This window comes from Glycomyces paridis (assembly GCF_004912155.1).
Classification (GTDB): Bacteria; Actinomycetota; Actinomycetes; order Mycobacteriales; family Micromonosporaceae; genus Glycomyces; species Glycomyces paridis.
Genome location: NZ_STGX01000020.1, coordinates 87880 through 113267, shown reverse-complemented (window position 1 = coordinate 113267; position 25388 = coordinate 87880). Strand labels below are relative to the sequence as shown.

Annotated in this window: 24 protein-coding genes, 1 rRNA gene and 1 pseudogene; 20 read left to right on the top strand and 6 right to left on the bottom strand. The window is 70.7% G+C overall.

Translation table 11 applies throughout. From position 1 onward, the window contains the following. The first annotated feature begins 181 nt into the window (after nucleotides 1–181). From rrf to E9998_RS22225, 10 genes and pseudogenes are all read left to right on the top strand, one after another. Nucleotides 182–298, top strand: a 5S ribosomal RNA gene (rrf, locus tag E9998_RS22270). A gap of 135 nt (nucleotides 299–433) precedes the next feature. Then, a complete protein-coding gene (gene nadD / locus E9998_RS22265; RefSeq protein ID WP_136531901.1) occupies nucleotides 434–1027 on the top strand; it encodes a nicotinate-nucleotide adenylyltransferase in 594 nt (197 codons plus the stop codon). A 119-nt stretch (nucleotides 1028–1146) separates the two neighbouring features. After that, nucleotides 1147–1569 (top strand): ribosome silencing factor, encoded by a 423-nt coding sequence (gene rsfS, locus E9998_RS22260; protein WP_136531896.1) that lies wholly within the window; start codon nucleotides 1147–1149, stop codon nucleotides 1567–1569. Beyond that, nucleotides 1566–2222 (top strand): histidine phosphatase family protein, encoded by a 657-nt coding sequence (locus E9998_RS22255; protein WP_158299941.1) that lies wholly within the window; start codon nucleotides 1566–1568, stop codon nucleotides 2220–2222. Before rsfS ends, E9998_RS22255 begins: the two co-directional genes overlap by 4 nt. 115 nt (nucleotides 2223–2337) lie before the next feature. Beyond that, on the top strand, nucleotides 2338–2808 hold the full coding sequence (locus tag E9998_RS22250) for a hypothetical protein (RefSeq protein ID WP_136531894.1): 471 nt from the start codon (nucleotides 2338–2340) through the stop codon (nucleotides 2806–2808). 13 nt (nucleotides 2809–2821) lie between these two features. Beyond that, the gene (locus E9998_RS22245; protein ID WP_136531893.1) at nucleotides 2822–3670 is read left to right on the top strand and encodes a DegV family protein; all 849 of its coding nucleotides are present in this window, start codon (nucleotides 2822–2824) and stop codon (nucleotides 3668–3670) included. A 179-nt stretch (nucleotides 3671–3849) separates the two neighbouring features. After that, nucleotides 3850–4614, top strand: coding sequence for a helix-hairpin-helix domain-containing protein (locus tag E9998_RS22240; RefSeq protein WP_158299940.1), 765 nt, complete (start codon nucleotides 3850–3852; stop codon nucleotides 4612–4614). Between the two features lie 250 nt (nucleotides 4615–4864). Further along, nucleotides 4865–6955 carry a ComEC/Rec2 family competence protein gene (locus tag E9998_RS22235; protein ID WP_158299939.1) on the top strand — a complete coding sequence of 697 codons (2091 nt, stop codon included), beginning with the start codon at nucleotides 4865–4867 and terminating at the stop codon, nucleotides 6953–6955. A gap of 606 nt (nucleotides 6956–7561) precedes the next feature. Further along, nucleotides 7562–8554, top strand: coding sequence for a DNA polymerase III subunit delta (gene holA, locus E9998_RS22230; RefSeq protein WP_136531890.1), 993 nt, complete (start codon nucleotides 7562–7564; stop codon nucleotides 8552–8554). After that, nucleotides 8547–8774 (top strand): annotated as a pseudogene (locus E9998_RS22225) (hypothetical protein); the annotation flags it as partial. The gene holA and the pseudogene E9998_RS22225, both read left to right, overlap by 8 nt. Nucleotides 8775–8872: 98 nt before the next feature. Here the strand turns inward: E9998_RS22225 and rpsT are convergent. Continuing rightward, entirely contained in the window at nucleotides 8873–9145 is a 273-nt protein-coding gene (rpsT, locus tag E9998_RS22220) for a 30S ribosomal protein S20 (protein WP_030157089.1), read from the bottom strand. Nucleotides 9146–9346: 201 nt separating this feature from the next. Next, complete coding sequence (locus tag E9998_RS22215; RefSeq protein WP_204745597.1) at nucleotides 9347–9943, bottom strand: TetR/AcrR family transcriptional regulator; 597 nt, start codon at nucleotides 9941–9943, stop codon at nucleotides 9347–9349. Between the two features lie 88 nt (nucleotides 9944–10031). Here E9998_RS22215 and E9998_RS22210 point away from each other — a divergent pair, with 88 nt between their 5' ends. Then, on the top strand, nucleotides 10032–11042 hold the full coding sequence (locus tag E9998_RS22210; protein WP_136531888.1) for a hypothetical protein: 1011 nt from the start codon (nucleotides 10032–10034) through the stop codon (nucleotides 11040–11042). A gap of 195 nt (nucleotides 11043–11237) precedes the next feature. Further along, nucleotides 11238–13070, top strand: a complete 1833-nt coding sequence (gene lepA, locus E9998_RS22205) for a translation elongation factor 4 (RefSeq protein ID WP_136531887.1) — start codon at nucleotides 11238–11240, stop codon at nucleotides 13068–13070. Between the two features lie 77 nt (nucleotides 13071–13147). Here lepA and E9998_RS22200 read toward each other — a convergent pair whose 3' ends face one another. From E9998_RS22200 to E9998_RS22185, 4 genes are all read right to left on the bottom strand, one after another. Continuing rightward, a complete protein-coding gene (locus tag E9998_RS22200; protein ID WP_136531886.1) occupies nucleotides 13148–13852 on the bottom strand; it encodes a hypothetical protein in 705 nt (234 codons plus the stop codon). Between the two features lie 189 nt (nucleotides 13853–14041). Further along, a complete protein-coding gene (locus E9998_RS22195) occupies nucleotides 14042–15700 on the bottom strand; it encodes an alkaline phosphatase D family protein (RefSeq protein ID WP_136531885.1) in 1659 nt (552 codons plus the stop codon). Nucleotides 15701–15915: 215 nt separating this feature from the next. Continuing rightward, entirely contained in the window at nucleotides 15916–16767 is an 852-nt protein-coding gene (locus E9998_RS22190; protein WP_136531884.1) for a hypothetical protein, read from the bottom strand. Between the two features lie 32 nt (nucleotides 16768–16799). Further along, nucleotides 16800–17564, bottom strand: coding sequence for an enoyl-CoA hydratase-related protein (locus tag E9998_RS22185; RefSeq protein WP_136531883.1), 765 nt, complete (start codon nucleotides 17562–17564; stop codon nucleotides 16800–16802). An 18-nt stretch (nucleotides 17565–17582) separates the two neighbouring features. Between E9998_RS22185 and hemW the strand changes: the two genes are divergently transcribed. From hemW to ybeY, 8 genes are all read left to right on the top strand, one after another. After that, nucleotides 17583–18800: a radical SAM family heme chaperone HemW gene (gene hemW, locus E9998_RS22180; RefSeq protein ID WP_136531882.1), complete on the top strand. Its 1218-nt coding sequence runs from the start codon at nucleotides 17583–17585 to the stop codon at nucleotides 18798–18800. Between the two features lie 172 nt (nucleotides 18801–18972). Beyond that, nucleotides 18973–20115, top strand: a complete 1143-nt coding sequence (locus E9998_RS22175; protein ID WP_136531881.1) for a CapA family protein — start codon at nucleotides 18973–18975, stop codon at nucleotides 20113–20115. A gap of 119 nt (nucleotides 20116–20234) precedes the next feature. Continuing rightward, nucleotides 20235–21251 (top strand): heat-inducible transcriptional repressor HrcA, encoded by a 1017-nt coding sequence (hrcA, locus tag E9998_RS22170; RefSeq protein WP_136531880.1) that lies wholly within the window; start codon nucleotides 20235–20237, stop codon nucleotides 21249–21251. A 15-nt stretch (nucleotides 21252–21266) separates the two neighbouring features. Beyond that, nucleotides 21267–22400 (top strand): molecular chaperone DnaJ, encoded by a 1134-nt coding sequence (gene dnaJ / locus E9998_RS22165; RefSeq protein WP_136531879.1) that lies wholly within the window; start codon nucleotides 21267–21269, stop codon nucleotides 22398–22400. Nucleotides 22401–22619: 219 nt separating this feature from the next. Beyond that, on the top strand, nucleotides 22620–23345 hold the full coding sequence (locus E9998_RS22160; protein ID WP_136531878.1) for a 16S rRNA (uracil(1498)-N(3))-methyltransferase: 726 nt from the start codon (nucleotides 22620–22622) through the stop codon (nucleotides 23343–23345). A 26-nt stretch (nucleotides 23346–23371) separates the two neighbouring features. Beyond that, nucleotides 23372–23725: an HIT domain-containing protein gene (locus E9998_RS22155; protein WP_136531877.1), complete on the top strand. Its 354-nt coding sequence runs from the start codon at nucleotides 23372–23374 to the stop codon at nucleotides 23723–23725. 141 nt (nucleotides 23726–23866) lie between these two features. Then, nucleotides 23867–24934 (top strand): PhoH family protein, encoded by a 1068-nt coding sequence (locus E9998_RS22150; RefSeq protein ID WP_136531876.1) that lies wholly within the window; start codon nucleotides 23867–23869, stop codon nucleotides 24932–24934. After that, entirely contained in the window at nucleotides 24912–25385 is a 474-nt protein-coding gene (ybeY, locus tag E9998_RS22145) for an rRNA maturation RNase YbeY (protein ID WP_136531875.1), read from the top strand. Before E9998_RS22150 ends, ybeY begins: the two co-directional genes overlap by 23 nt. Nucleotides 25386–25388: the final 3 nt, after the last annotated feature.

Genomic DNA, 25388 nt, shown 5'->3' with positions numbered 1-25388 from the left:
GTGTGGAGTGGACGGGTACTAACCGCCGAGAACTTAACATAACCTCCTCTTTATAAGACGCCACCTCACTGGACAGTGAGGGTAGGACGACGAGACATTCACGCACGCTATGCGATTCTGAGACAACACACATGCGCTCAGACCCGTCAGGGTCTTCGAGACGGTTGTTGCCACAGGTTTGTTTGGTGGTGAAAGCGGAAGTGTCACACCCGGTCCCATTCCGAACCCGGTCGTTACGGCTTCCAGCGCCGATGGTACTGCACTCGAGAGGGTGTGGGAGAGCAGGAGACCGCCAAACATGAACTGAGGGAAAGGCCCGACACACAGTGTCGGGCCTTTTCGCATGCCTGGAATACGGAGTGGGGACCTGGCGCTCTGAGCGCTTCACGATCTTGGTCCGAATTCGCGAGATAGGATTCGGCCTGTGCCGGACCTGCCTGTTCGTCGCGTCGGAGTATTCGGCGGGACCTTCGACCCACCTCACTTGGGCCACCTGGTGGCGGCGAGTGAGGCGGCTTTCGAGTGCGGGCTCGACGAGGTCGTCTTCGTGCCTGCGGGGGACCCGTGGCAGAAGCACCACCTGAACGTGACGAAGGCCGAAGCGCGGCTTGCGATGACGGCATTGGCCGTGGCGGGGGACCCGCTGTTCCGGATCAGCGTGTGCGACATCGAGCGCGAGGGCCCGACCTATGCGGTCGACACGGTCGCCGACGTTCGGGGCGAGTACAACGGTGATGTAGAGCTGTACTTCATCATCGGCGCGGACTCGCTGGAGAACCTCCACACCTGGCACCGGGTCGAGGAGCTGTGCAAGGCGGTCAGCTTCATCGCGTTGAACAGGCCCGGTCATTCGCGCAGCGAGGTCGACACCTCGTTCGGGGCGCAGGTCGAGTACATCGACATGCCGGCCGTGGACCTCTCCTCGACCGAGTGCCGGCAGCGGGTGCGGGACGGCCAGCCGCTGCGGTACCTCGTCCCCGAAGCGGTGGCGGCGTACGTCGAGGAGCACGGCCTTTACGCCGCTTGAGAGTTGGGACGCGGCGCACAGCGCCGGGCGCGAAACTGGGAGGGCTCCGTCGTACCCAGCGTGTAAGACTAGAGCTGAGCCGGTGGAGCACCGGTGGAACCTCGTCGTCAGGAGCCTTCGTGACCGCAAGTGAAACCGCCAAGACCCTTGCCACCTCCGCGGCACAGGCGGCGGCTGACAAGAAGGCCTTCGCCATCAACCTCCGGGACGTCACCTCGAAGATCGCGCTCACCGACGTCTTCGTGATCGTGTCGGCCTCGAACGAGCGACAGGTCCACGCGGTCGTCGACGCGGTCGAAGAGCGTCTGATCAAGGAGCACGACACGCGCCCCCTCCGCCGTGAGGGCAAGGGCGGCGAGCAGTGGGTGCTCTTGGACTACAACGACATCGTCGTTCACGTCTTCCACCAGGAGGCGCGCGACTTCTACGGGCTCGACGGCCTGTGGAAGGACTGCCCCGAGATCGAGTTCGTGGATCTGGCCGACGTGGAGCGGGCGAAGCGATCCGAGGTGTCCGAGCCGCAGGACGGGGACGAGCGGTGAACCGCCTCCTGGTCGTCCGCCACGGACAGACCGAGTGGAACATCGCCGGTCGCATCCAGGGCTCCTCTGACATCGACCTCGACGCGACCGGCCTTGCCCAGGCCGCCGAGGCGGCCCCCGAGCTCGCCGCGTACGAGCCGGTCCGGATCTTCTCCTCGGACCTGCGCCGCGCGGTCGAGACGGCGCGGCCCGTCGCAGACCTGGTCGGTGTCGAGATCGAGCTCGACAAGCGGCTCCGCGAGCGTGCGTACGGGCCCTGGGAGGGCCTGACGCACGTCGAGATTGCCGAGCGGTTCCCCGAGGACCACCGGCGTTGGCGTTCGCAGGAGCCGTTGCAGCACCCGGAGATCGAGACCTGGGCGGAACTGCACCGGCGGACCGCCGACGCGGTGAAGGACATCGTCGAGGCCGAGACCGAGGGCACCGCGATCGTGGTCTGCCACGGCGGGTCGGCGAGGCAGATCGTCGGCGGCATCCTCGGCTGGGAGCAGGGTCCGACCAGCGGCCTCTCCGGCATGGACAACGCCCACTGGGCGGACCTGCGGCGGATGCGTTCGGGCAAGTGGCGCCTGTTCGGGTACAACCTGGGCGTACCCGCCGCGCACACGATCGGGGCGAGCCCGCTCGCGAAGGGCCAGCAGGCCAGCAGGTAGCGGTGGGGACCCGGTCTTGAGACCGGACTGGGCTCCGCTGCGAGACGCGGCCCGGCGCGGGACGTAGGCTTCGACCGAGGTGCAACCGCGCCGGGATCGGAGACGTCAAACCGGCATGGACACGCACACTTTTCGCACCAGGCGGCTCGCGGGCCCGACCGGTCTGCTCGCCGGTGCGCTCCTCCTCGTCGGACTCGCCGCGTGCGGGAACGGCTCCGGAGGGGACGTCGAGACGCAGACCGGAGCCGAGACGACCGAGACGGCCTCCGTCCCGGAGACCACCGAGGAGGAGAGCCCCGTGCCCGAGGAGACCACCCCGTACCTGGACCCGTCGCTCGGCGAGCCGTCCAAGTCCGGTTCCGACTCGCAGACGACCATCACCGGGACCGTCGAGTCCGGCATCGAGTCCGGCTGCCTCGTCCTCGAATACGACGGGACCGTGTACGGCATCTTCGGCAGTTACGACGCCTCCGTGGTGTACGCGGGCGCGCAGGTCACGCTCCACGGGCAGGTCGACGCGGGCATGATGTCGACCTGCCAGCAGGGCACCCCGTTCGTGGTGGAAGACGCCGAATCCGCGGATTAGGTAGTGTGGCGGCGTGACCGTCGTCGTTGTTACCGATTCCACCTCGGCTTTGTCCGAACCGCTGCGCGCCGCCCACGGCGGCCTGACGGTGCTCGGCATCCCCGTGCTGATCGGCGGCACCGAGTACCGCGAGGGCGAGGACATCGACGGTGACGGCATCCTGCGGGCGCTGCGCGAGGGCCGGTCGGTGACGACGTCGGGCCTGCCGCCCGAGGAGCTGCGTGCCACGTACCAGCGGTTGCTGGACGAGGGCGCCAGCGGCGTCGTCTCGGTGCACCTGTCGGGCAGGCTCTCGGGGACCGTCGCCGCGGCCGAGGCCGCCGCGGTCGGGTTCGAGGGCCGCGTCGCGGTCGTGGACTCGCTGAACGCGGGCATGGGGGTCGGCTATCCGGCGCTCGCCGCCGCGGTCGCCGCGGAGAAGGGCGCCGATCTGTTCGCCGTCGCCGCCGCCGCGCAGGAGACGGTCAGCCGGACCACCACATACTTCTACCTCGACACCCTTGAGTTCCTGCGGCGCGGCGGCAGGATCAGCGCGGCCCGCGCGATCGTGGGCACCGCGCTGTCGGTGAAGCCCATCCTCGGGATCGACGACGGCCGGATCGACGTGGTCGAGAAGGTGCGCACACCGACCCGGGGGCTTCAGCGGCTCGCGGCGCTCGCGGTGGCCGACGCGGGCGGGGCCGAGGTCGAGATGACCGTCCACCACCTCGGCGCGGAGCGGCGCGCGGAGGCCCTGTCGGGATGGCTCGCCGAGCACTTCGCGGACCGGTTGCAGCGCATGGACGTGACGGAGGTCGACGCGGCCGTGGGCGCGCACTGCGGGCCGGGCCTGGTCGGCGTGATCACCCGCCGGACGACGTGAGGCCCGCGCGCTTATCGCAAGTTCCCGGCGAATGCGGCGTCGAGACGGCTCGGCCGCATTATGACCGCTCGCTGCGGCTTCGTCCACACCGATCGCGGTTGTCCACAGGGTCGATCCGGGTTGTCCACAGGTCGAAAATTCGCGGGTATCGGCCGTGTCCTCCGCTCGTTGTCCCCGGTATGGAACGCGATCAACCACCCGAGCACGGCGCCCTCGCCGCGCGGCTCAGAATGCGACTCAACGACTCCGATGTCGACCGGGTCTGTAACGAGACCGTCGACGCCGCCACCGGGGACGCCCGACCCGAACCCGAACTCGACGCGGGCCGCGCCCGACGGTTCGAGGAGCGGGTCGAACGGCTCCAGACCCGTTTGGGCCTTTCGCATCTGAACCGCTGGGTGCTGCTCGCCGTCGCGGTCGTCGTCGCGGCGGTCGGGTTGTCGGTGACGGTGCTGTCCTGGCCCGACTCGGAACCGGCCGCGACCGTGCCCGCAGCGGCCCCGGAGGCCTCGGACGCGGCTCCGGCGACCATCGTGGTCTCGGTGGCCGGGGCGGTCAACGAGCCGGGCATCGTGGAGCTGGAGGCGGGCGCGCGGGTCGCCGACGCCATCGAGGCCGCCGGCGGGCTCGCCGAGGGCGCCGACCCCGGCTTCCTCAACCTTGCGCGCGTGGTCGCGGACGGGGACCTGGTGGCCGTGCCCGACGCCGCGGCCTCGGGAGCGGCGCCCGCAGCAGGGGACGCGGCCGCCGGCGGGCTGGCGAACATCAACGTCGCCGGGCCCGCGGAACTGGACGCCCTCAACGGCATCGGGCCGGTGCTCGCCGAGCGGATCATCGCCTACCGTGACGAGCACGGCAGCTTCTCCTCGATCGACGAGCTGTCGGACGTGTCCGGGATCGGCTCGGCCCTCCTCGAACAGCTCCGCGAGCAGGTGACGCTGTGAACGGGCCGGAGAGGAGGTGCGCCTCGTGAGCGCCGAGTTCCATCTTCGGCCCGCCCCTTCGGAAGTGGTCCGCCGCGACCGGCGGCTGCCGCTCGCAGCCGCCGGGGTGTGGGCGGCCGGGCTCGCGGTCCTGTACGGCACGGCCGCGATCGGCGCCGCCCTTGCGGCCGTCTGCCTCGCACTGGCTCTGGCGGGTTCGCGGTGGCGGCGCGGCCTCGGCGCCGCCGCCGCCACGGTCGCGTTCGGAGGGATGCTCGGCGCGGGGGTCACCGCCGTGCACGTCGCGGCCCGTGACCATCCCGAGCTCGCGGCGATGACTGCCGCCGAGGCCCACGGGGAGGCGGAGCTGGTGCTCCAGAGCGTTCCGAAGGCCTCGTCGCGTCGGCCCGACCTCGTCACCGCCAGCGCGAGACTGCGCTCGTTCACCACGGACGGGGCGACCCTCGAAGGGAACTGGAAGGTGCTCCTGGTCGCCAGCGGCGAAGAATGGGCCGAGACGACCGCCGGGCAGCGCCTGGCGGTGCCCGCCGTGCTCCGCGAGGCCGATGCCGGGCGGCTCACCGCCGCGATCGTCAGCGCCCGCGGCCCGCCCGAACCGGAAGGGCCGCCGTCGCTGCCGTACCGGTTCGCCGACCATGTGCGCGAACGGCTCTCGGCCGCCGTGGCGGTCGTTCCCCAACCCGAGGCGGGGTTGATCCCGGCGCTCGCGGTCGGCGACACCTCCATGATGGACGCCGAGACGGCCGCCGACTTCAAGGCGACCGGGCTGGTGCACCTCGTGGTCGTCTCGGGCTACCACCTGAGCCTCATCGTCGGGGCCGTGCTCGCGGTGGCGACGGCCTGCCGCGCAGGCCCCAGGGCGCGGGTGCTCGCGGGCGCGGTCGCGGCCGGGGCGATCGTGGTCGTCGCCGGGCCGCAGCCGAGCGTGCTGCGGGCGGCGGTGATGGCGGGGATGACGCTGCTGGCGCTGGCCGCCGGGCGTCCGCGCGCGGCGATGCCCGCCTTGGCGACGGCGGTGCTCGTGCTGGTGCTCGCCGACCCGGACATGGCTGCGCAGGCGGGGTTCGCGCTGTCGGTGGCGGCCTGCGTCGGGTTGCTGCTCTTGGCGTTCCGGTGGGCGAAGCCGCTCGAACACCGCGGCTGGCCGCAGGCGGTGGCGCTGGCCGTGACGATCCCGATGGCGACGCAGGTGGCGGTGACGCCGCTGCTGGTCGGGCTCGGGAGCGGGGTGAGCCTCGTGTCGGTGCCGGTGAACCTGCTGGCGGCGCTGGTGGCCGCACCGGTGGTGGTGCTCTCGGTGGGCGCGGCCGCCGCGGCGGCGGTGTGGGTGCCGGCCGGAGAGGTCGCGGCGCAGTTGGCCGCGGTTCCGACGCGTTGGCTGATCTGGTTGGCGCGCACGGGGGCCGAGGTGCCCGGTGCGATGCTGCCGTTGCCGGGCGGGGTGTGGTGGGGTCTCGGTTCGGGGGCGGCGCTCGCGGTGCTGATCTGGTCGCTGCATTCGCGGCGTCTGCGTCGGCCCGTGTTCGCGGTGCTCGCCGCGGCCGCGGTCGGAGCGGTTCCCGCGTGCCTGTGGACCGGTGGCGCGCCGTCCGGGTGGGTCGTGACCATGTGCGATGTGGGCCAGGGCGACGCGTTGGTGCTGCCGGCGGGGGAGGACGTGGTGGTGGTCGACGTGGGGCCCGACCCGGCCCTGGTCGACGCGTGCCTGGACGACCTCGGGGTGGAGCGGATCGCGCTGCTGGTGCTGTCGCACTTCCACATCGACCACACCGCCGGTATCGGTGGGGCGATGGAGGGTCGCGAGGTGGGCGCGGTGCTCGCGCCGCCGCCGGGCGAGGCCCGCTACGGGTACGACCTCGTGGAGGAGGCGGCCGGGGCGGTGCCGGTGCTTGCGGCGGTGCCGGGGGAGGTGTTCGCGTTCGGGGCGACGCGGCTGGAGGTGCTGGCGCCGCCTCCGGAGCCGTTGAGCGGCACCAGGTCGGACCCGAACAATAACTCGGTGGCGCTGCGGGCCGAGGTCGCGGGGACGAGCGTCCTGCTGACCGGGGACGTGGAGCTGGAGGGACAGCGGGCGCTGCTGGCGGGTGGCGCGGCGCTGGACGTGGACGTCTTGAAGGTGCCGCATCATGGGTCGGCGTTTCAGGTGCGGGAGCTTTTGGAGGCGGCCGACCCGGCAGTGGCGCTTGTTGGCGTGGGCGCGGGCAACGAGTACGGGCATCCGGACCCGGGGCCGCTCGCGGTGCTGGAGGAGCGCGGGGCGCTGGTGTTCCGGACGGATGAGGACGGGCGGATCACGGTGGTGCGCAACGGCGACCGATTCGAGGTGATGACGGGAGCGTGAGGGGGGGCGCGGAGGCGGGTGCGCCGGAGGCTCCGACAGGGGGCAAGGGGGCTCCGGCCCCCGGGATTGGGCGTGTCGGTTTGGAGGGCCCAATGGAATGGGGCGGCGCGAGAGTTCGGCAGGGGACGATGTGTTCCGGCTCCCTGGGGTAGGCAGTTTCGGTTTCCGAGCCCCGATACAAGAGCGGCTCGGGGATCCGATAGAGGTCGACGGGCTCCGGCCCCCGGAGTCGGGCGTGTCGGTTCGCAGGTCCCCCCGATTCAAGAGTGGCGCGGGGGTGTGACATGGGTGGGGTGGTGCGGACCCCGGGCTTGAGTATGGCGGAATCGGGTGTGGCGGGGCTTGGCGTGGTGGAGTCGGGTGTGGCGGTTTCGAGTGCCCCGATGACAGTGCCCCCGAAGACAAGGGCGACTCGGGGCCGACAGTCCGGCGCGGCGGGGTTCGGCAGTTGGCGGTGCGTGGTCGGGTTGTGACGCACTTTTGGGTGATTGGTTTCCGGACGGCTCGGACCTGTCCGGTACGGGGCGGCATCGATCGGGGGTTGCGCGGGAGACGATGGCCCGGTCGAAACCCGTGGGGATGCGGTCGGCATGAAAGGATGGTCCGGTGGCAGCACTCCAACCCATCCGCCTGATCCTGGGCGACGACGAATTCCTCGCCGAGCGCGCCGCCGCCGAGTACGTCAAGGCGGTCCGCGCCGAGATGCCCGAGCACGATCCCGCGCCGGCCGTCAACCGCGTCAGCGGCGCCGACCTCACCACCGGCGCCCTCGCCGGGCTCACCAGCCCGACCCTGTTCGGCGGCGCGGTCGTCGCCGTCGTGGAGACGGGCCAGGACGTCGACAAGGACACCGCGGCGGCGGTCCTCGCCTACGCCGCGCAGCCCGCGCCCGGCATCTACCTCGCCGTCTGCCACAACGGCGGCAACAAGGGCAAGGCGCTCTCCGAAGGGCTCAAGAAGCTCGACGTCGAGACCGTGCGCGTCTCCAAGATCAAGCGCCAGCCCGACCGGGTCGCGTTCGTGCGCGGCGAGCTCCGCGACGCCGGGGCCTCGCCGCGGTCGGCCTCCGCCGAGATCGCGGACACGATCATCCAGGCCGTCGGCTCCGACCTGCGTGAACTCGCCTCCGCGTGCGCCCAGCTCGTCGCCGACACCGACGGGAAGATCACCCAGGAGAGCGTCGCCCAGTACTACTCGGGCCGCGCCGAGGTCTCCGGCTTCGCCGTCGCCGACGCCACCATCGCCGGGGACGCCGGGGAGGCCCTCGGGACGCTGCGCTGGGCCATGCAGGTCGGCGTCGACCCCGTGCCGATCGCCGACGCGCTCGCGATGGCCGTCCGCAACCTGTCACGGGTCGCGGCCGAACGCGGCGGCGCCGCGCAGCTCGCCGGGCAGCTCGGCATGGCCCCCTGGCAGATCGAGAAGGCGAGAAAGCAGTCCCGCAACTGGACCGCCGACGCCCTCGCCGAGGCGATGCGGGTCTGCGCCCGCCTCAACGGCGAGGTCAAGGGCGGCGCGGACGACCGCGGCTGGGCCCTCGAACACGCGGTCCTCGAAATCACCCGGTTGAGCGCTTCAGGAAGGTCCGGTCGTGTCTGAGTACCGCCACGGACGAGTGGCCCGGCTGCGCCGCCCCTGGTACGCCAGGACCCTGCGGCTCAAGCACCTGCACCTCTCCCACGTCTGGTGCGTGGTCCTGTTCGAGGGGTCCGTGGCGCTGGCCGTCCTCATGGCGCTGACCGAACTGGTGCCGTGGCTGGTGGTGCTCGTCCTGCCGCTCGCGGTGGCGGCCATGGTGAAGATCAACGACGTCATCGCGGGCGCGCACGACCGCGGCTGAACCGCCGCGGGGAACGCCGAAGGCCCGGGGGCGTCGCCCCCGGGCCTTCTGAAGCTTGTGCTCCTCGCAGGCTGCGCTTACGCGGCCGCGGACAGCTTGTTGTAAGCCGCGGCGAGCTTGGACTTGCGCTGCGCGGCCTGGTTCTTGTGGATGACGCCCTTGGTGGCGGCCTTGTCCAGCTCACGGCTGGCGGCGCGCAGGTGCGTCTCGGCAGCGGTGACGTCGCCGGTGGCAGACGCCTCACGGAACTTCCGGACGGCGGTCTTCAGCGACGACTTCACAGACTTGTTGCGGATCCGGCGCTTCTCGTTCGTCAGAATGCGCTTTTCCTTGGACTTAATGTTCGCCACGCGTGAAGCCTCAGTTTCGTGATTGCTTGGTTCCTTAATTGATCGCGTCGGAGGCAGAGGGCACTCCGAGCGCCTGTCAACGTTACCAGGAGCCGAGCATCGCACACGCCCTGGGAGCATGACCGCGAGCCAGATTACACCAGGTCGAAGGGCCGGTTCGCACGCCGGTCACCCGCTGTCGCGCACGTTACCCCGGGGCCCTCACACGGCCGCGCCGCGGGCGCGGAGCGCGGGCAGGATCACCTCGTCGACGATGCTGTCGATCGCCTCGTCCGAGATGGTGCCGAACAGCAGGAACTCGCTGCGCCCCAAGTCGGTCGGGAGTCTGAGGAGGCGCGGGGTGAGGTGCTCCTCGGCGAGTTCGCCGCGGTCGATCGCGCGCCGGTACACCACCTGGTACAGCAGGTTGACCAGTTCGCTCGCGAGCCCGCCGAGCAGGACCTCCCGCACGTCTGGGTCCTTGCTGACCTCGGCCAGCATGCCGAGCATCGCGGTCTGGCCGATCAGGGTCATGCGCTCTCTCGCCACGGTGAGCAACGCGACCATGTCGCCGCGCAGGCTCCCGGTGTCCGGGACGGCGTCCGCCTTCGGGATGCGGCTCGCGATGCATGAGATGAGCATCTCCACCCGGCTCGACCAGCGCCGATACAGCACCGGCTTGCTCGTGCCGGCTCGCTTCGCGACGCCCTCCATCGTGAGCTTCGCGAAGCCGACCTCGCTGAACTCCGCCCACACGGCGTCGAGGATCGCCTGTTCGAGCTCTTCACCGCGGCGTCTGGACGCTGTCCTGCGCTTCACCGGACTCCCTCTGGATACGGATCGTTTCTTATGTTACGTTGAGCCTAGCAAGATACGAGCCGTATCTTAACGATGATTGGAAACCATCATGGAAACCTCCACCCCCGAGCGCACCCCGATCGGACGGGTGATCGCGCTCAGCGCCGGTCTCGCGCTCATCGTCGGCGTCCTCACTCTCGCATTCGCCTGGCCCTCGACCGGGATGGGCCCGCACGAGGTCCCCATCGCCGTCGTCGCCCCCGACTCGGCCGCCGACCAGGTCCAGGCCCAACTCGACCAGGCCGAACCCGACGGCTTCGACGTGACCGCGGCGGCCGACGCCGACGAGGCCGCGACCCTCATCGAGGAGCGCGAGGTCTACGCCGCCTTCGCCATCGCACCCGACGGCATCACCGTCTACACCGCCTCGGCCGCCTCCCCGGTGGTCTCGCGCCTGGTCGTCGGCATCGCCGACGGCGTCGCGGCCCAGATGGGCGGCGTCCCCGTCACCGTCGAAGACCTCGTGGCGCTGCCCGCCGACGACCCGAACGGCGCCGGACTCGCCGCCTCCGCCCTGCCGCTCGCCGCCGGCGGCATCATGATCGCCGCGCTCATCGGCTTCAACGTGCGCGGCACCGGTCGCCAGATCGCGGCCGCGATCCTCGCCCCGCTCGCGGTGGGCGCGGGCGTTGCGGCGATCATGCTGTACGTCCTCGAATCCATCGGCGGCGACTACCTGCCGGTGGCCGGCGCGCTGGCGCTGGCGATGGCCGCCACCGGGTGGCTGATCCTCGGGCTCGTGAAGCTCCTCGGCCGCGCCGGGGTGATCGTGGGCGCCGTCATCGTGATGCTCGTCGGCAACCCGCTCTCGGGCATGGCGAGCTCGCCGGAGATGCTCCCCGCGCCGTGGGGCGAGTTCGGGCAGTACCTGGCCCCGGGCGCGGGCGGGACGCTGCTGCGCTCGGCCGCGTACTTCGACGGGCACGGCGGCGCGACCGCCGTGTGGGTGCTCGCGGCCTGGACGGCGCTCGGTGTGGTGCTGTTCACGATCGGCGCGGTGCGTTCGAAGGTGAAGGCCGTGCAGCCCGAGCCCCAGGTGGCGGTGCCGGTCGCCGCGTAGGCGACCTGAGACCGGCCTCGGCCCCGGCCCGCGCGAGCGGGCCGGGGCCGAGGGCCGTCGGGCGGTGGTGAGCGGGACGCCTTTTCCCGCTGGGTGTGCGGGGTGCCTCGGGGCCGTAAGGCAGAATTGTCAAGCCACCCCGTCCGAACGGGGCACATCCACGGCCCGCAAGCGCCGCCGAGAGGGAAGGTCACAGTGACCAACGCGCCAGGCTCGACCGCTCCGGACACCATCCGGAACTTCTGCATCATCGCGCACATCGACCACGGCAAGTCCACCCTGGCCGACCGCATGTTGCAGATCACCGAGGTCGTCGACGCCCGCCAGATGCGCGCGCAGTACCTCGACCGGATGGACATCGAGCGGGAGCGCGGCATCACCGTGAAGTCTCAGGCCGTCCGGATGCCCTGGACGGTCCGCTCCGGCGAGTCCGAGGGCGAGGGCTTCGTGCTCAACATGATCGACACCCCCGGGCACGTCGACTTCACCTACGAGGTGTCCCGGTCGCTCGCCGCCTGCGAGGGCGCGATCCTCCTGGTCGACGCCGCACAGGGCATCGAGGCGCAGACGCTCGCGAACCTCTACCTGGCGATGGCCAACGACCTCACCATCATCCCGGTGCTCAACAAGATCGACCTCCCCTCGGCCGACCCCGACCGCTACGCCGAGGAGATCGCGAACCTCATCGGCTGCGAGCCCGAGGACGTCTTCCGCGTCTCCGGCAAGACCGGTGCGGGCGTCGCCGAGCTGCTCGACGCCGTCGTGGCCCAGATCCCGGCCCCCACCGGCGACGCCGACGCGCCCGCCCGCGCGCTCATCTTCGACTCCGTCTACGACGTGTACCGCGGCGTCGTCACCTACATCCGCGTCATCGACGGCAAGCTCAGCGCCCGCGACCGCATCCGCATGATGTCCACCCGCGCCGACCACGAGCTGCTGGAGATCGGCGTCATCAGCCCCGAACCGGTGGTTTCCAAGGCCCTCGGCGTCGGCGAGGTCGGCTACCTCATCACCGGCGTGAAGGACGTGCGCCAGTCGAAGGTCGGCGACACCGTCACGCTCAACAAGAACCCCGCCACCGAGGCGCTGCCGGGCTACACGATCGCCAAGCCCATGGTCTTCTCCGGGCTCTACCCGATCGACGGCTCCGACTACGGGAACCTGCGCGAAGCGCTCGACAAGTTGCAGCTCAACGACGCCGCGCTCCAGTACGAGCCCGAGACCTCGGCCGCACTCGGCTTCGGCTTCCGCGTCGGCTTCCTCGGCCTGCTGCACCTGGAGATCATCCAGGAGCGACTCGAACGCGAGTTCAACCTCGACCTCATCTCGACCGCGCCGAACGTGGTGTACCAGGTCGTCAAGGAGGACGGCGAGGAGATCGAGGTCACCAACCCCTCGGAGTTCCCCGAGGGCAAGATCCACTCGATCACCGAGCCGGTCGTCAAGGCCACCATCCTGACCCCGACCGAGTACATCGGCACGGTCATGGAGCTGTGCCAGACCAAGCGCGGCGTGCAGATCGGCATGGACTACCTCTCGACCGACCGCGTCGAGATCCGCTACACCATGCCGCTGGCCGAGATCGTCTTCGACTTCTTCGACCACCTCAAGTCCCGCACCAAGGGCTACGCCTCGCTCGACTACGATATCGACGGCTCCCAGCAGTCCGACCTCGTGAAGGTCGACATCCTGCTCCAGGGCGAGAAGGTCGACGCCTTCGCGGCGATCGTCCACAAGGACCAGGCCTACGCCTACGGGGTGCGCCTGTCCGAGCGCCTCAAGAAGCTCATCCCGCGCCAGCAGTTCGAGGTGCCCATCCAGGCCGCCATCGGCAGCCGCATCATCGCCCGCGAGACCATCCGCGCCCTCCGCAAGGACGTCCTCGCCAAGTGCTACGGCGGCGACATCTCCCGCAAGCGCAAGCTGCTGGAGAAGCAGAAGGAGGGCAAGAAGCGCATGAAGAACATCGGCCGCGTCGAGGTCCCGCAGGAGGCGTTCATCGCCGCGCTGCGCACGGACGAGGACTAGCGCAGACGAGGACCAGTAGAGACGACGAGGGGGACGGCACCGTTCGGTGCCGTCCCCCTCGCTTTCGCTTGCAGGCCTTACTGGACCGGCGGCTGGCCGGGGGCCGGAGGCTGCTGGTAGCCCTGGACCGGCGGCTGCTGGGGGTAACCGGGGGCCGGGGGCTGCTGCGGGTAGCCCTGGGGCGGCTGCTGCTGGGCGTAGCCCTGCGGCCCGGTCGGGGGCTTCGGCTGGTTGCCGGGGCGCGACTTCAGCCAGTGCTCGACCTCGGGCTGGGTCAGCAGGTAGAAACCGATGCCGACCGCAGCGAGCTTCGCGAGCGCGAGCAGGGAGCCCAGCGCCGCGAACCAGCCGATGGTCCAGCCGCCCGCGAAACCGCCCAGCGAGAAGAAGCCGAGGATGCCGAGGGCGATGTACAGGGGCGTGCGCGGGTCGGCCGCGCCGAAGCCGCCGAGCTTGTCCTTGGTGACGACATAGGCGACGGCGACCGCGAAGGCCCCCGTGATGAGGCCGAAGACCGAGCCGCCGACGATGAAGCCGGTGCCGTACCACCACGGCGCGGTCGCCGAGGCGATGATCGCGAACACGAGGATGAGGACCGTCGCGGCGGCGTACGCCCACAGCAATTGCGTGAACTGATTGACCTTCTTGGGGCGGCCGGGGTGCTCTTTGAGGCCCCATTCGGTCGCGAAGTCGGAGGGGGCGCCCGGCTGCGGTCCGGGACCGGTCGGGCCTTGGTTCGCGCCGTACGGATTCGGTTCGGGCGATTGCGGTTGGTACGTCATATTCGCTGCTCCGGGCATAGGGACGGGTGCACTATCACCGATCACTGTAGCCCTCGCATGCGACTTCGGGGGTTCGGCGTTTCCGTGCGAATGCGGTGGGGGAGCGACCAATCCGCGCAATAGGGGAATAGGTGCGAATGCGGTGCGCGGCAAAGGGGGCGGGGCGCACCCCGCCCCCTTTCCCCGAACCTAGTTCAGGGTGTCGTCGACGTTCTCGTCCGAGTCGGCGAAGACCCGGTCGTCCGTCGAGGCGGTCGCCGCGTCGACCGGGCGGTCGTAGGTCTGGTGGAGGGTCCGGTCGCGGTCGGCGATCGTGTACGACCGGCGCGTGTACACCGGCGCGCCGGGCACGGTCACCTGCGGCACCACCTGGAACTTGACGTCCATCTGCTCGGCGGTGATCACCGTCTCGACGTAGCCGCGCTGGGCGTTGCGGAACTTGATGTGCGGGTTGATCTTCAGGGCCGCGTTGTCCTCGGGCACCGAGTCGGCCCCGTTGCCGCCCGAGGTGATCGAGGTGGCGACGAGCTCGACGCCGACCGAGGCGCCCTGCGCCGCGGGGAAGTCCGGGAGGATCTCGCCGGCCCAGTGGGTGTGCACGTCGCCGGTGAGCACCACCGGGTTGCGGACCTCGGCCTCGACCCAGCCGTCGATGATGCGCTGCCGGGAGGCCGCGTAGCCGTCCCAGCCGTCCATGCTGGTGCGCAGCGGCCCGCCGGCGTCGGCGTCGCGCTGCGTGAAGAACACCTGCTGGCCGATCACGTCCCAGCGGGCGCGGGAGTCGTGGAACCCGTCGATGAGCCACTCCTCTTGCGCCGCACCGGTGATGGTGCGCGACTCGTCCCACGCCTCGGCGCAGTCGGTCTTCGTGCCGTCGCCGCAGGCCTGGTCGTCGCGGTACTGGCGGGTGTCGAGCATGTGGAAGTTCGCCAGGCGGCCCCACTGGACGCGCCGGTACAGCTGCATGTCGATGCCCTCGGGCACCGAGCTGCGCCGCAGCGGCATGTTCTCCCAGTACGCCTGGAAGGCCGCGGCCCGGCGGACCAGGAAGTCCTCGCGGACAGGGGTGTCCGATCCGGACTCGGGGACCTCGTCGGCCCAGTTGTTCTCCGTCTCGTGGTCGTCCCACACGACCAGCCACGGCGCGACCAGGTGCGCGGCCTGGAGGTCGGCGTCGGCCTTGTACTGGGCGTGGCGCTGGCGGTAGGTCGCGAGCGAGACCGTCTCGGGCCCTTCGTGGTCGCGCACGTTCCCGTCGGGGGAGTTGTACACGCCGGCCTTGTACTCGTACTGGTAGTCGCCCAGGTGCAGGACGAGGTCGGGGCGGGATTCGGCGAGGTGGCGGTAGGCGGTGAAGTAGCCGTGCTCGTACTGGGAGCAGGAGGCGAAGGCCATGCGCAGCTCGGCGGGCATGGACCGGCGGGAGGGGGCGGTGAGGGTGCGGCCGGTCGGGGAGGTCCAGCGCCCGGTCTTGAAGCGGTAGTAGTACTCGCGGCCCGATTCGAGGCCGTCGACTTCGATGTGGACGCTGTAGCCGATGGCGGCGGCGGTCTCGGCGCGGCCGGAGGCGACGCGGCGGCGGAACCGCTCGTCCTTCGCCACTTCCCATGTGACGTCGTAGGAGCCGTCGGGGATGCCGCCGAAACCGTCCTCGGCCAGCGGGTCGATCGCCAGGCGGGTCCACAGGACCACGCCGTCGGGCTCGGGGTCGCCGGAGGCGACGCCGAGGGTGAAGGGGTCGGAGCGGAGGGCTGGGTGGATCCGGGTCTCGGCCCAGGCCGCGGCGGGGACCGCGGTCGCGGCGCCGACGGCGGAGGAGGTGAGCAGGATACGGCGCGAAAGGCGCATGTGGACCTCGATTTGATGGGGGTTGCGCGGGTTTGACCCGTACAGCCCAGCAAGCGAGCGTTGATGCGCCGGGTCCAGCGGAGGTCACGGCGGTGAACCGGGGCCGAACACTGGTGCGCCTGAGGCGGATCGGCCGTCCGAAGACGTGCAGGGAACAGAGCGGCGCAAGGGCCCCTAGTGGCGGATGCCCTTGCGCCTGAAGCGAATGCGGTCCTCTACGCCTCCGAGGCGAAGGTGACGACGATGGTCCCGGGGTCGAGGTCCTCGGTCGCGGCGACGTTCTCGCCGTCCTCGCTCTGGGGCTCTACCCAGCCGTCTTCGCCTGGGGTCCATACGAGTCCGTCGTAGGCGACGCTCTCGATGCCGTGGTCGTAGGACCGCGCGACCGCCCAGGCCGCGCGGTTCCAGCCCGGCACCGCCTCGTACGGGCCGATCACCACGGTCGTCTCATCGACGCTGGTCGCCTCGATGCCCCACTGGTACGCGTACGCCTCGGCCAGGGACGCCGGCTCGGCGGCCTCGTCGGCGCTGCCGGAGACGCACCGCAGGCCCGACTCCTCGCCGCCGGCGAGGACCGCGGCGATCACCACCGCGTCGTCCTCCCACTGCTCGTACAGCTCGGGGTAGGCGCTGATCTGGACCGCCTGCGCGGCCTCGGCGAGCGTCATGTCCCGCCACCCGTCGGTGCGGTCGAGCTTCTCGTAGAACTTGAAAGAGGCGTAGACGGGGTCGAGGAGCTCCTCCTCGGTGCCCCAGCCCATGCTCGGGCGCTGCTGGAACAGGCCCAGCGAGTCGTGGTGCCCGTAGTCGACGTTGACGAGTTCGGACTCCTGCATGGCCGTGGTGATCGCCACGGCCACCGCCCGCTCGTCCATGCCGTCGCGCATCCCGACCGCCGCGATCGTGGCCGCGTTCGCGGTCTGCTCGGCCGTCAGGTGCACCGGCTCCTCGCCGCCGCCGAAGTAGCAGCCGGTCGGCCGCGGGCGCAGCAGGTCGTCGACGTCGCCGCCGCAACCGGCGAGGGCCGCCGCGAGCAGCAGCGAGGTCAGGGCCGGGAGCACGCGCAAGGAAGACTCCGATCAGGTCGGTCGACGGCTGATCAGCCTACCCAAGAAGGCGCCCGCTTCTCAATGAACGAACGGACACCTTCCCGTCCCTCTTCGGAGAAGAAGTACTCGGCCGTCACGGCGGCCGCATCCCGCAACTCCTGTCGCAGATTCGGTGTGGCCGTGAGCACTTTGATTCCGGCCTGCGCGGACGGACCGCCCGCCACCAGCGACTGCACCACCTCGGCCGCCCGCTTGTCGCCCATGCCCTCGACGACCGTGTGCGTGAAGAGGCCCACACCGCTCCCATACGCCTCGAACGGGTCGCCCAGCAGGAAGACCGAACGCATCTGAGCGGGGCTCAGATGCCGCGCCACGACCGGTGCGATGACCGCCGGGACCACGCCGAGCCGCACCTCGCTGAACGCGAAACTCTGGTTCCCTTCCAGGACGGTGACGTCGGCCGCCGCCAGCAGGCCCAGCCCGCCGCCCTTCGCGCCGCCCTTCGCCAGGGCGACCACCGGCTTCGGCGACTCGCAGAGGTCCGCCAGCAGCTCCGCCAGGTGCGCCGCCGGGAGCTCCTCCAGGCAGGTCGCCGCCGCCGACTCCTTCAAGTCCGCGCCCGCGCAGAACACCGGACCCGTGTGGTCGATGAGCACCACCCGCACCTGGTCGTCGGCGACCGCCGCCGCCAGCGCCTCCCGGAGCTGCGCGATCATCCGGATCGAGAGGGCGTTGCGCCGATCCGGGGCGTCGAGGGTAATCGAGGCCACGTTCCGCGCCGGCCAGTACTTGATCAAAGCATCGTTGCCGTTCATGCCAGTACCGTAGTCAGCGTGTCCACCAGTCCCGCAACCGCAGCCGTGACTTCCCCCACCTCCGCGATCGACGCGGCCGCGGGCGGTCCCCTCGAAGCCGGATTCGGCTTCTACGTGCACGTCCCGTTCTGCGTCTCCCGCTGCGGCTACTGCGACTTCAACACCTACACCGCCTCCGAACTCGGCTCCGGCGTCTCCCGCGACACCTACGCCGCGATCGTGCGCGCCGAGATCCGCGCCGCCGCCGACCGGTTCACGAAGCACAGCGAAGGTGCCCTCCCCAAGGTCGACACCGTCTTCTTCGGCGGCGGCACCCCCACCCTCCTGCCCGCCGCCGACCTCGCCGCGATCCTCGCCGAGATCGACCGCGAGTTCGGCCTCGCCGACGGCTACGAGGCCACCACCGAGGCCAACCCCGAATCGATCGACGCCGACTACCTCGCCGAACTCCACGACGGCGGCTTCACTCGCCTGTCGGTCGGCATGCAGTCCACCGCCTCCCACGTCCTGAAGATCCTCGACCGCGAGCACTCCCCGCAGAAGGCCCTCAACGCCGTCGCGCACGCCCACAAGGCCGGATTCGAGCACGTGAGCCTCGACCTCATCTACGGCACGCCCGGCGAGTCCGCCGCCGACTTCGCCGACAGCCTCGCCGCCGCCGTCGACACCGGCGTCGACCACGTCTCCGCGTACGCCCTCATAGTCGAGGACGGCACCGCGCTCGCCCGCCGCATCCGCGCAGGCTCCGTGCCCCAGCCCTCCGACGACGTCGCCGCCGACCGCTACCTCGCGGCCGACGCGGCCCTCTCGGCGGCCGGATTCGACTGGTACGAGGTCTCCAACTGGGCCAAGACCCCCGAGGCGCGCTGCCGCCACAACCTCATCTACTGGGAGGGCGGCCACTGGTGGGGCGCCGGCCCCGGCGCGCACTCCCACCTGCCGGGCGTGCGCTGGTGGAACCACAAGCACCCCTCCACGTACGCGACCGCGCTGGCGCAGGGCCTGCCCGCGGCCGGGCACGAAGTGCTCACCGACGAGGACCGGTACCTGGAGCGGGTGCTCCTGCTCACCCGGCTCGCCACCGGCGTCCCGGTGGACGAGCTGCGGCCCGCCGGGGCCGAGGCCGCCGAACGCGTTGCCGCCGACGGGCTCGCGACCCTCGACGACGGCCGCCTGACCCTCACGCTGCGCGGTCGCCTCCTCGCGGACGCCGTGGTGAGAGACCTCACCGCCTGACGACGCCGGAGCGCGCGGCCCGTAGATTTGACACCGTCACGCAGGAGCCTGCGCCCCGTAAGCTCCTGGAGGCCGCACCGGCCCGAGGCCCGCACCGCCCCCCAACGCGGCGCGCGAGCCGCAGACGACCGGCGCGGCGACCCCCAGTCCCCCATACCGGAGCCCGCCACCCATGCACACGCCACCGCCCACCGCGCGCCCCCTCCGCCGCCGCGGCCTGCTCGTCGCCTCCGCCGCCGGCCTCGCCGCCGCGGCAGCGGCCGCCTGCTCCGAGGAGGAGCCGCCGCCGGCAGAGGACGACGGCGGCGCCGGCGCCGCCGAGGAGACCCCCTCGGAGTCGCCCTCGCCCGAGCCGCCCCGCGAGATCACCATCACGCACGTGGGCGACACCATGCCCGGCTCCTACCCGAACCAGATGGCCTCCGACGAGGGCGCGAGCTTCTTCTCCGGCGTCAAGGACTCCCTCAGCGGCGATGTGATCATCGCGAACCTCGAAGGCGCCTTCTCGACCCTCGAGTTCGACAAGTGCGGCGGCGGCCAGTGCACCTACTTCCGCCTGCCCGCCGAATACGCCCAGGTCTTCGCCGACGCGGGCTTCGACGTGCTCAACCAGGCCAACAACCACGGCTGGGACGCCGGGCCCGACGGCGCCACCGAGACCCAGGACGCCATCCGCGAGGCCGGCATGGAGGTCTGCGGGATCAAGGGCGAGGTCTGCCTGGTCGAGACCGAGAGCGGGCTCACCGTCGGCCTGGTCGGCTTCGCGCCGTACACGTTCTACACCGACAACCGCGACCTCGACGCCGTCGCCGCGCTCGTCGCCTCCGCCAAGGAGCAGGCCGACATCGTCATCGCCACCGCCCACCTCGGCGCCGAGGGCACCGACCACCGGCACGTCCCCGAAGGCGTCGAGAACTACCTCGGCGAAGACCGCGGCGACACCCGCGCCTTCGCGCGCACCTGCGTCGACAACGGCGCCGACCTCGTCTTCGGCCACGGCCCGCACGTCCTGCGCGGCATGGAGTTCTACAACGGCAAGCTCATCGCCTACTCCCTGGGGAACTTCGGCGGCGGCCAGAACCTCTTCGCCACCGACGGCCCCCTCGGGCGCTCGGCCGTCCTGTCGATCACCGTCCGCGAGGACGGCACCATCGTCGCCGGCCAGGCCCTCGCCACCCGCATGGACGGCGCCGGCTACCCCCAGCTCGACGGCGACAACGGCGCCTTCGACGACCTCAACGAGCTCGCCGCCGACTTCGGGGACGCCGGAGTGACCGTCGCCGACGACGGCGCGCTCAACCTCCCGAGCGTCTGAGGCCACACGTAGACTGGCACTCCCGGACCGGGAGTGCCAAACTTGAGTCCGGCCCTGACGGGGCCGGCACCGGGCCCGGGCCCGGCGGACGGCACCGAGATCGAAGGGACGTGGCGGCGATGGACGATCGCAAGCTCGAAGTGCTTCGCGCCATCGTCGAGGACTACGTTGCGACCGAGGAGCCCGTCGGCTCCAAGGCCGTCGCCCAACGCCACGCCCTCGGCGTCTCCGCCGCCACCGTCCGCAACGACATGGCCTACCTCGAAGAGGCCGGCTACATCCAGCAGCCCCACACCTCCGCCGGGCGCATCCCCACCGCGAAGGGCTACCGCCTGTTCGTCGACCGCCTCGGCAAGATCAAGCCGCTCTCGGCCGCCGAACGGCGCGCCGTGCACCGCTTCCTCTCCGAGGCCATCGACCTCGACGACGTCGTCACCCGCACCGTGCGCCTCCTCGCGCAGCTCACCCACCAGGTCGCCGTCGTCCAGTACCCGAGCCTCAACCGCTCCTCGGTGCGCCACCTCGAACTCGTCTCGCTCACACCGACCCGGCTCATGCTCGTCATGATCACCGACACCGGCCGGGTCGAGCAGCGCTACGTCGAGATGCCCGCCGAGCTCAGCGAGGACGACGTACTCGAACTGCGGCGCCTGGTCAACGAGCAGCTCCAGGGCCGCCCACTCGCCGACGCGCCCCGCGTGATCGCCGACCTCGCCGACCTCGTCCGCCCCGAACTGCGCGACACCGCCTCGGCGCTGGCGCGGGTCCTGGTCGAGACCTTGGTCGCCCGCACCGAGGAGCGCGTGGCCGTCGCCGGCGCCGCCAACCTCACCCGCCCCGGGAACTTCTTCGCCGGGTCGATGCGGCCCATCCTCGAAGCGCTTGAAGAGGAGGTCGTGCTCATGCAGCTGCTGGGGCGAGCCGACTCCAACGCGCTGCTGACGGTGCGCATCGGCGACGAGAACCACCTCGACGACTTCCGCGAGACCACCGTGGTCACCGCCGGATACGGGCCGGGCTCGGTGGTCGGCCACATGGGCGTCCTCGGACCCACCCGCATGGACTACCCGGGCACCATCGCGGCGGTACGCGCCGTGGCCCGGTACGTGTCCGAGATTTTGGAACAGAACCGCTGACAGGACGATTCGCACGTGGCTAAGGACTACTACGGCATTCTCGGCGTCGACCGGAACGCCACCGACGACGAACTCAAGAAGGCGTACCGGAAGCTGGCGCGCAAGTACCACCCCGACGTCAGCGACGAACCCGACGCGCAAGAGCGCCTCCAGGAGATCAACGCCGCCTTCGAGGTCCTCATGGACCCCCAGAAGCGCGCCGTCGTGGACGCCGGCGGCGACCCGTTCTCCCGCACCGGCGGCGGCGCCGGCGGCGCCCCGTTCATGGGCTTCGAGGACATCATGGACGCCTTCTTCGGCGGCTCCATGGGCGGCTTCGGCCGCCGCGGCCCGCGCTCGCGCACCCGCCCCGGCAACGACGCGCTGCTGCGCCTCGACCTCGACCTCGAAGAGGTCGCCTTCGGCACCGAGTCGACCCTGACCGTCGACACCGCGATCCTGTGCGACGCCTGCGAGGGCTCCTGCACCGAGGGCAGCGCCGAACCGCAGACGTGCACCACCTGCGGCGGCTCCGGTGAGGTCCAGGTCGTGCAGCGCACCATCCTCGGCCAGGTCCGTACCGCCCGTCCCTGCTCGGCCTGCTCGGGCTACGGCTCGATCATCACCGACCCGTGCCGCAAGTGCGGCGGCGAAGGCCGCGTCCGCTCCCGGCGGCGCATCACCGTCAAGGTGCCCTCGGGCGTCGAGGACGGCATGCGCATCCGCCTCTCCGGCGAAGGCGAGGTCGGCCCCGGCGGCGGCCCCGCCGGCGACCTCTACGTCGAGGTCCACGAGAAGCCGCACGAGGTCTTCACCCGCGAGGGCTCGGACCTGCGCTGCCGCGTGCGCGTCCCCATGACCCAGGCCGCGCTCGGCACCAAGCTCAACATCCACACCCTCGACGACCAGGTCGAAGTCGAAGTCGTCGCAGGCACCCAGCCGGGCACCATCAAGAAGGTCCGCGGCCACGGCGTCCCCAAGCTCCGCGGCGGCGGCGCGCGCGGCGACCTGTTCATCGAACTCGACGTGCGCACTCCCACCAAGCTCGACACCGAGCAGGAAGAGCTGCTGAAGAAGCTCGCCAGCCTCCGCGATGAAGAGATCAAAGAGGTCAAAGGCGGCAGCGGTTTTTTTAGCCGAATGAGAGACGCTTTCAACGGGCACGCCTAGACCTATTTCGTACGTCGTACGAAGTATGGCCCCCACTGATGCGAGACCGTACGCAGTACGTCGTACTGCGTACGGTGAAGCGACGGACTCGGTCGGGAATGTCCGTACGTTGTATGTCGTACAACGTACGGAGCGCGCGGCGTCCCGTTCCGCCGACCACGGCCGCACACCCGGGGCCGTTGCGGCCGCCGCCGCCATCGGCGCCGTTAGGCTGTCGGCGTGAGCGATCCGGTATTCCTCGTCGACGCCATTCCCGCCGCCGACGGCTTCGTCCTCGACGGCCCCGAAGGGCACCACGCCGCCGACGTGCAGCGCCTCCAGCCCGGCGAGACCCTGCTGCTCTCCGACGGTGCCGGGGGCGTCGCCTCGGCCCGAGTAGCCGCCGCCGAACGCGGGTCGCTGCGCCTCGACATCCTCGAACGCCGCACGCTTCCGACCACCGAGCCGAAACTCACCGTCGTACAGGCCCTCCCCAAGGGCGACAGGGGCGAACGCGCCGTCCAGATGCTCACCGAGATCGGCGTGGACGAGGTGATCCCCTGGGCCGCTTCACGATCCATCGTCCAGTGGAAGGGCCCGCGCGGAGAGAAGGCCCGCGCCAAGTGGACCGCGACCGCACGCGAGGCCTCCAAGCAGGCCCGCCGCGCCCGGCTCGCCCACGTCGCCGAACTCCACACCACCAAGCAGCTCGTGCACCGCCTGCGCGCCGCCGACACCGTCCTGGTCCTCCACGAGGAGGCCGTCCTCCCGCTCTCCCGGGCCGTCCTGCCCGAGGCCGGGGAAGTCGCCCTCGTCATCGGGCCCGAAGGCTCCATCAGCCCCGACGAGCTCGCCGCGCTCGCCGAGTTCGGCGAGCCGGTGCGCCTCGGCGAGACCGTCCTGCGCACCTCCACCGCCGGGCCCGCCGCCCTCGCGGTGCTCCAGGCCCGCCTGGGCCGCTGGTGAGTGCCCGAGACGCATAAGATCACCCGATGACCGACGCCGACTGCATCTTCTGCAAGATCACCGCCGGGGAGATCCCCTCGACCAAGGTCCGCGAGACCAAGCGGGTTCTCGCCTTCCGCGACCTCCACCCCCGGGCCTCCACGCACGTCCTGGTCATCCCCAAGGACCACTACGCGAACGTCGCCGAGCTCACCGCCGCCGATCCCGCGCTCGCGGGCGAGGTGCTCGCGGTCGCGGCCGAGGTCGCCGCCGAAGAGGGCGTCGCCGAGTCGGGCTGGCGCCTCATCGCCAACACCGGGCCCCACAGCGGCCAGGACGTCTTCCACGTGCACTTCCACGTGGTCGGCGGCAAACCGCTCGGACCGATGGTCGCGGCCTGAAATCACACCGCCGCTGCGATTACTCGTTGTCCCCCGTCGTATGCGAGAACTACCATTGAGACCCATGCAGCGGACCCCAGGGGCCGCTGAGGACCGCGCTTTGAGGAAGCAGGTGGCGAACAGCCCTCGCGGGCGAAGCCTATGACCGACAGCTCTGACAACGGCCAGCACACTTCGACGATCACGTCCACGATCACCGTCGGCGACCAGCGCTCGCTCATGGCGCTGCTGGGCCAGGCCGACGAGAACCTCCGCTACATCGAGCGCCGCAATCCCGGCGTCGACCTCCACGTGCGCGGGGACACCATCACCCTCACCGGACTCAACGGCGCGCTCAACGCCGCCGAACGACTCGTGAAGGAGCTGCTCGCGTTGATCGAGAACGGCGAGGACGTCGATCCCGACATCATCCGGCGCACCGAGAACATGCTCAAGGCTGCTCCCGGCGAGCGGCCCGTCGACGTGCTCACGCAGAACATCATCTCCAAGCGCGGCAAGGCGATCCGACCCAAGACGCTCGGCCAGAAGCACTACGTCGAGGCCATCGACACCAACACGATCGTCTTCGGCATCGGCCCCGCGGGCACCGGCAAGACCTACCTCGCGATGGCCAAGGCCGTCCAGGCGCTCCAGGCCAAGGAGATCACCCGGATCATCCTCACCAGGCCCGCCGTCGAGGCCGGCGAGAAGCTCGGCTTCCTGCCCGGCACCCTCTTCGAGAAGATCGACCCCTACCTGCGCCCCCTCTACGACGCACTCCACGACATGATCGACCCCGTCTCCATCCCCAAGCTCATGGAAGCCGGCACGATCGAAGTCGCCCCCCTGGCCTTCATGCGCGGCCGTACCCTGAATGACGCGTTCATCATCTTGGACGAGGCGCAGAACACCACGCCCGAGCAGATGAAGATGTTCCTGACGCGGCTCGGGTTCGGTTCGAAGATCGTGGTCACCGGCGACATCACGCAGGTCGACCTGCCGAACCACGCCACGTCGGGACTGCGGGTCGTGCGCGACATCCTCGAACACGTCGACGACGTGCACTTCGCCACCCTCACGGCGGACGATGTCGTCCGACACCAGCTGGTCAGCGATATCGTGAACGCCTACGAGAAGTGGGACGCGAAGCGAGGCGGGCAGGAGAGCGCGCAGCGCGGCGACCCGAGGAAAGGGCAACGAGGAAACCGTGGGCATCGAGATCATCAATGAGTCCGGGCGCGACGTCGACGAGGCCGGCATCCGCGCCGTCTCCGACTTCGCCCTCCACGAGATGGGGGTCAACCCGCTCGCCGAACTCTCGATCCTCATCGTCGACATCGAGCACATGACCGAGCTCAACAAGCGCTGGATGGGCGGCACCGGGCCCACCGACGTCCTCTCCTTCCCGATGGACGACGCCATGCCCGGCCGCCCCGACTCCTCCGAGCCGACCACGCCGATCCTCGGCGACCTGGTCCTCTCGCCCGAGGTCGCCGAGGCCCAGGCCAAGGACGCGGGGCACACCACGGCCGACGAGCTGCACATGCTCAGCGTCCACGGCGTGCTCCACATCCTCGGCTACGACCACGCCGAGCCCGAGCAGGCCAAGGAGATGTTCGGCCTCCAGAACCGGCTGCTCGACGCGTGGCGCGCCAAACACGCGGCACCGGCGGAGAGCTAGGCC

What these genes read in the sequence shown, in the direction of transcription:
- hrcA (WP_136531880.1), top strand. Translation starts at nt 20,235, where the DNA reads ATGGACGATCGCAAGCTCGAAGTGCTTCGCGCCATCGTCGAGGACTAC.
- E9998_RS22250 (WP_136531894.1), top strand. Translation starts at nt 2,338, where the DNA reads ATGGACACGCACACTTTTCGCACCAGGCGGCTCGCGGGCCCGACCGGT.
- E9998_RS22195 (WP_136531885.1), bottom strand. Translation starts at nt 15,700, where the DNA reads ATGCGCCTTTCGCGCCGTATCCTGCTCACCTCCTCCGCCGTCGGCGCC.
- E9998_RS22185 (WP_136531883.1), bottom strand. Translation starts at nt 17,564, where the DNA reads ATGAACGGCAACGATGCTTTGATCAAGTACTGGCCGGCGCGGAACGTG.
- E9998_RS22235 (WP_158299939.1), top strand. Translation starts at nt 4,865, where the DNA reads ATGCTCGGCGCGGGGGTCACCGCCGTGCACGTCGCGGCCCGTGACCAT.
- E9998_RS22210 (WP_136531888.1), top strand. Translation starts at nt 10,032, where the DNA reads ATGGAAACCTCCACCCCCGAGCGCACCCCGATCGGACGGGTGATCGCG.
- E9998_RS22200 (WP_136531886.1), bottom strand. Translation starts at nt 13,852, where the DNA reads ATGACGTACCAACCGCAATCGCCCGAACCGAATCCGTACGGCGCGAAC.
- E9998_RS22155 (WP_136531877.1), top strand. Translation starts at nt 23,372, where the DNA reads ATGACCGACGCCGACTGCATCTTCTGCAAGATCACCGCCGGGGAGATC.
- E9998_RS22240 (WP_158299940.1), top strand. Translation starts at nt 3,850, where the DNA reads ATGGAACGCGATCAACCACCCGAGCACGGCGCCCTCGCCGCGCGGCTC.
- E9998_RS22150 (WP_136531876.1), top strand. Translation starts at nt 23,867, where the DNA reads ATGACCGACAGCTCTGACAACGGCCAGCACACTTCGACGATCACGTCC.
- E9998_RS22175 (WP_136531881.1), top strand. Translation starts at nt 18,973, where the DNA reads ATGCACACGCCACCGCCCACCGCGCGCCCCCTCCGCCGCCGCGGCCTG.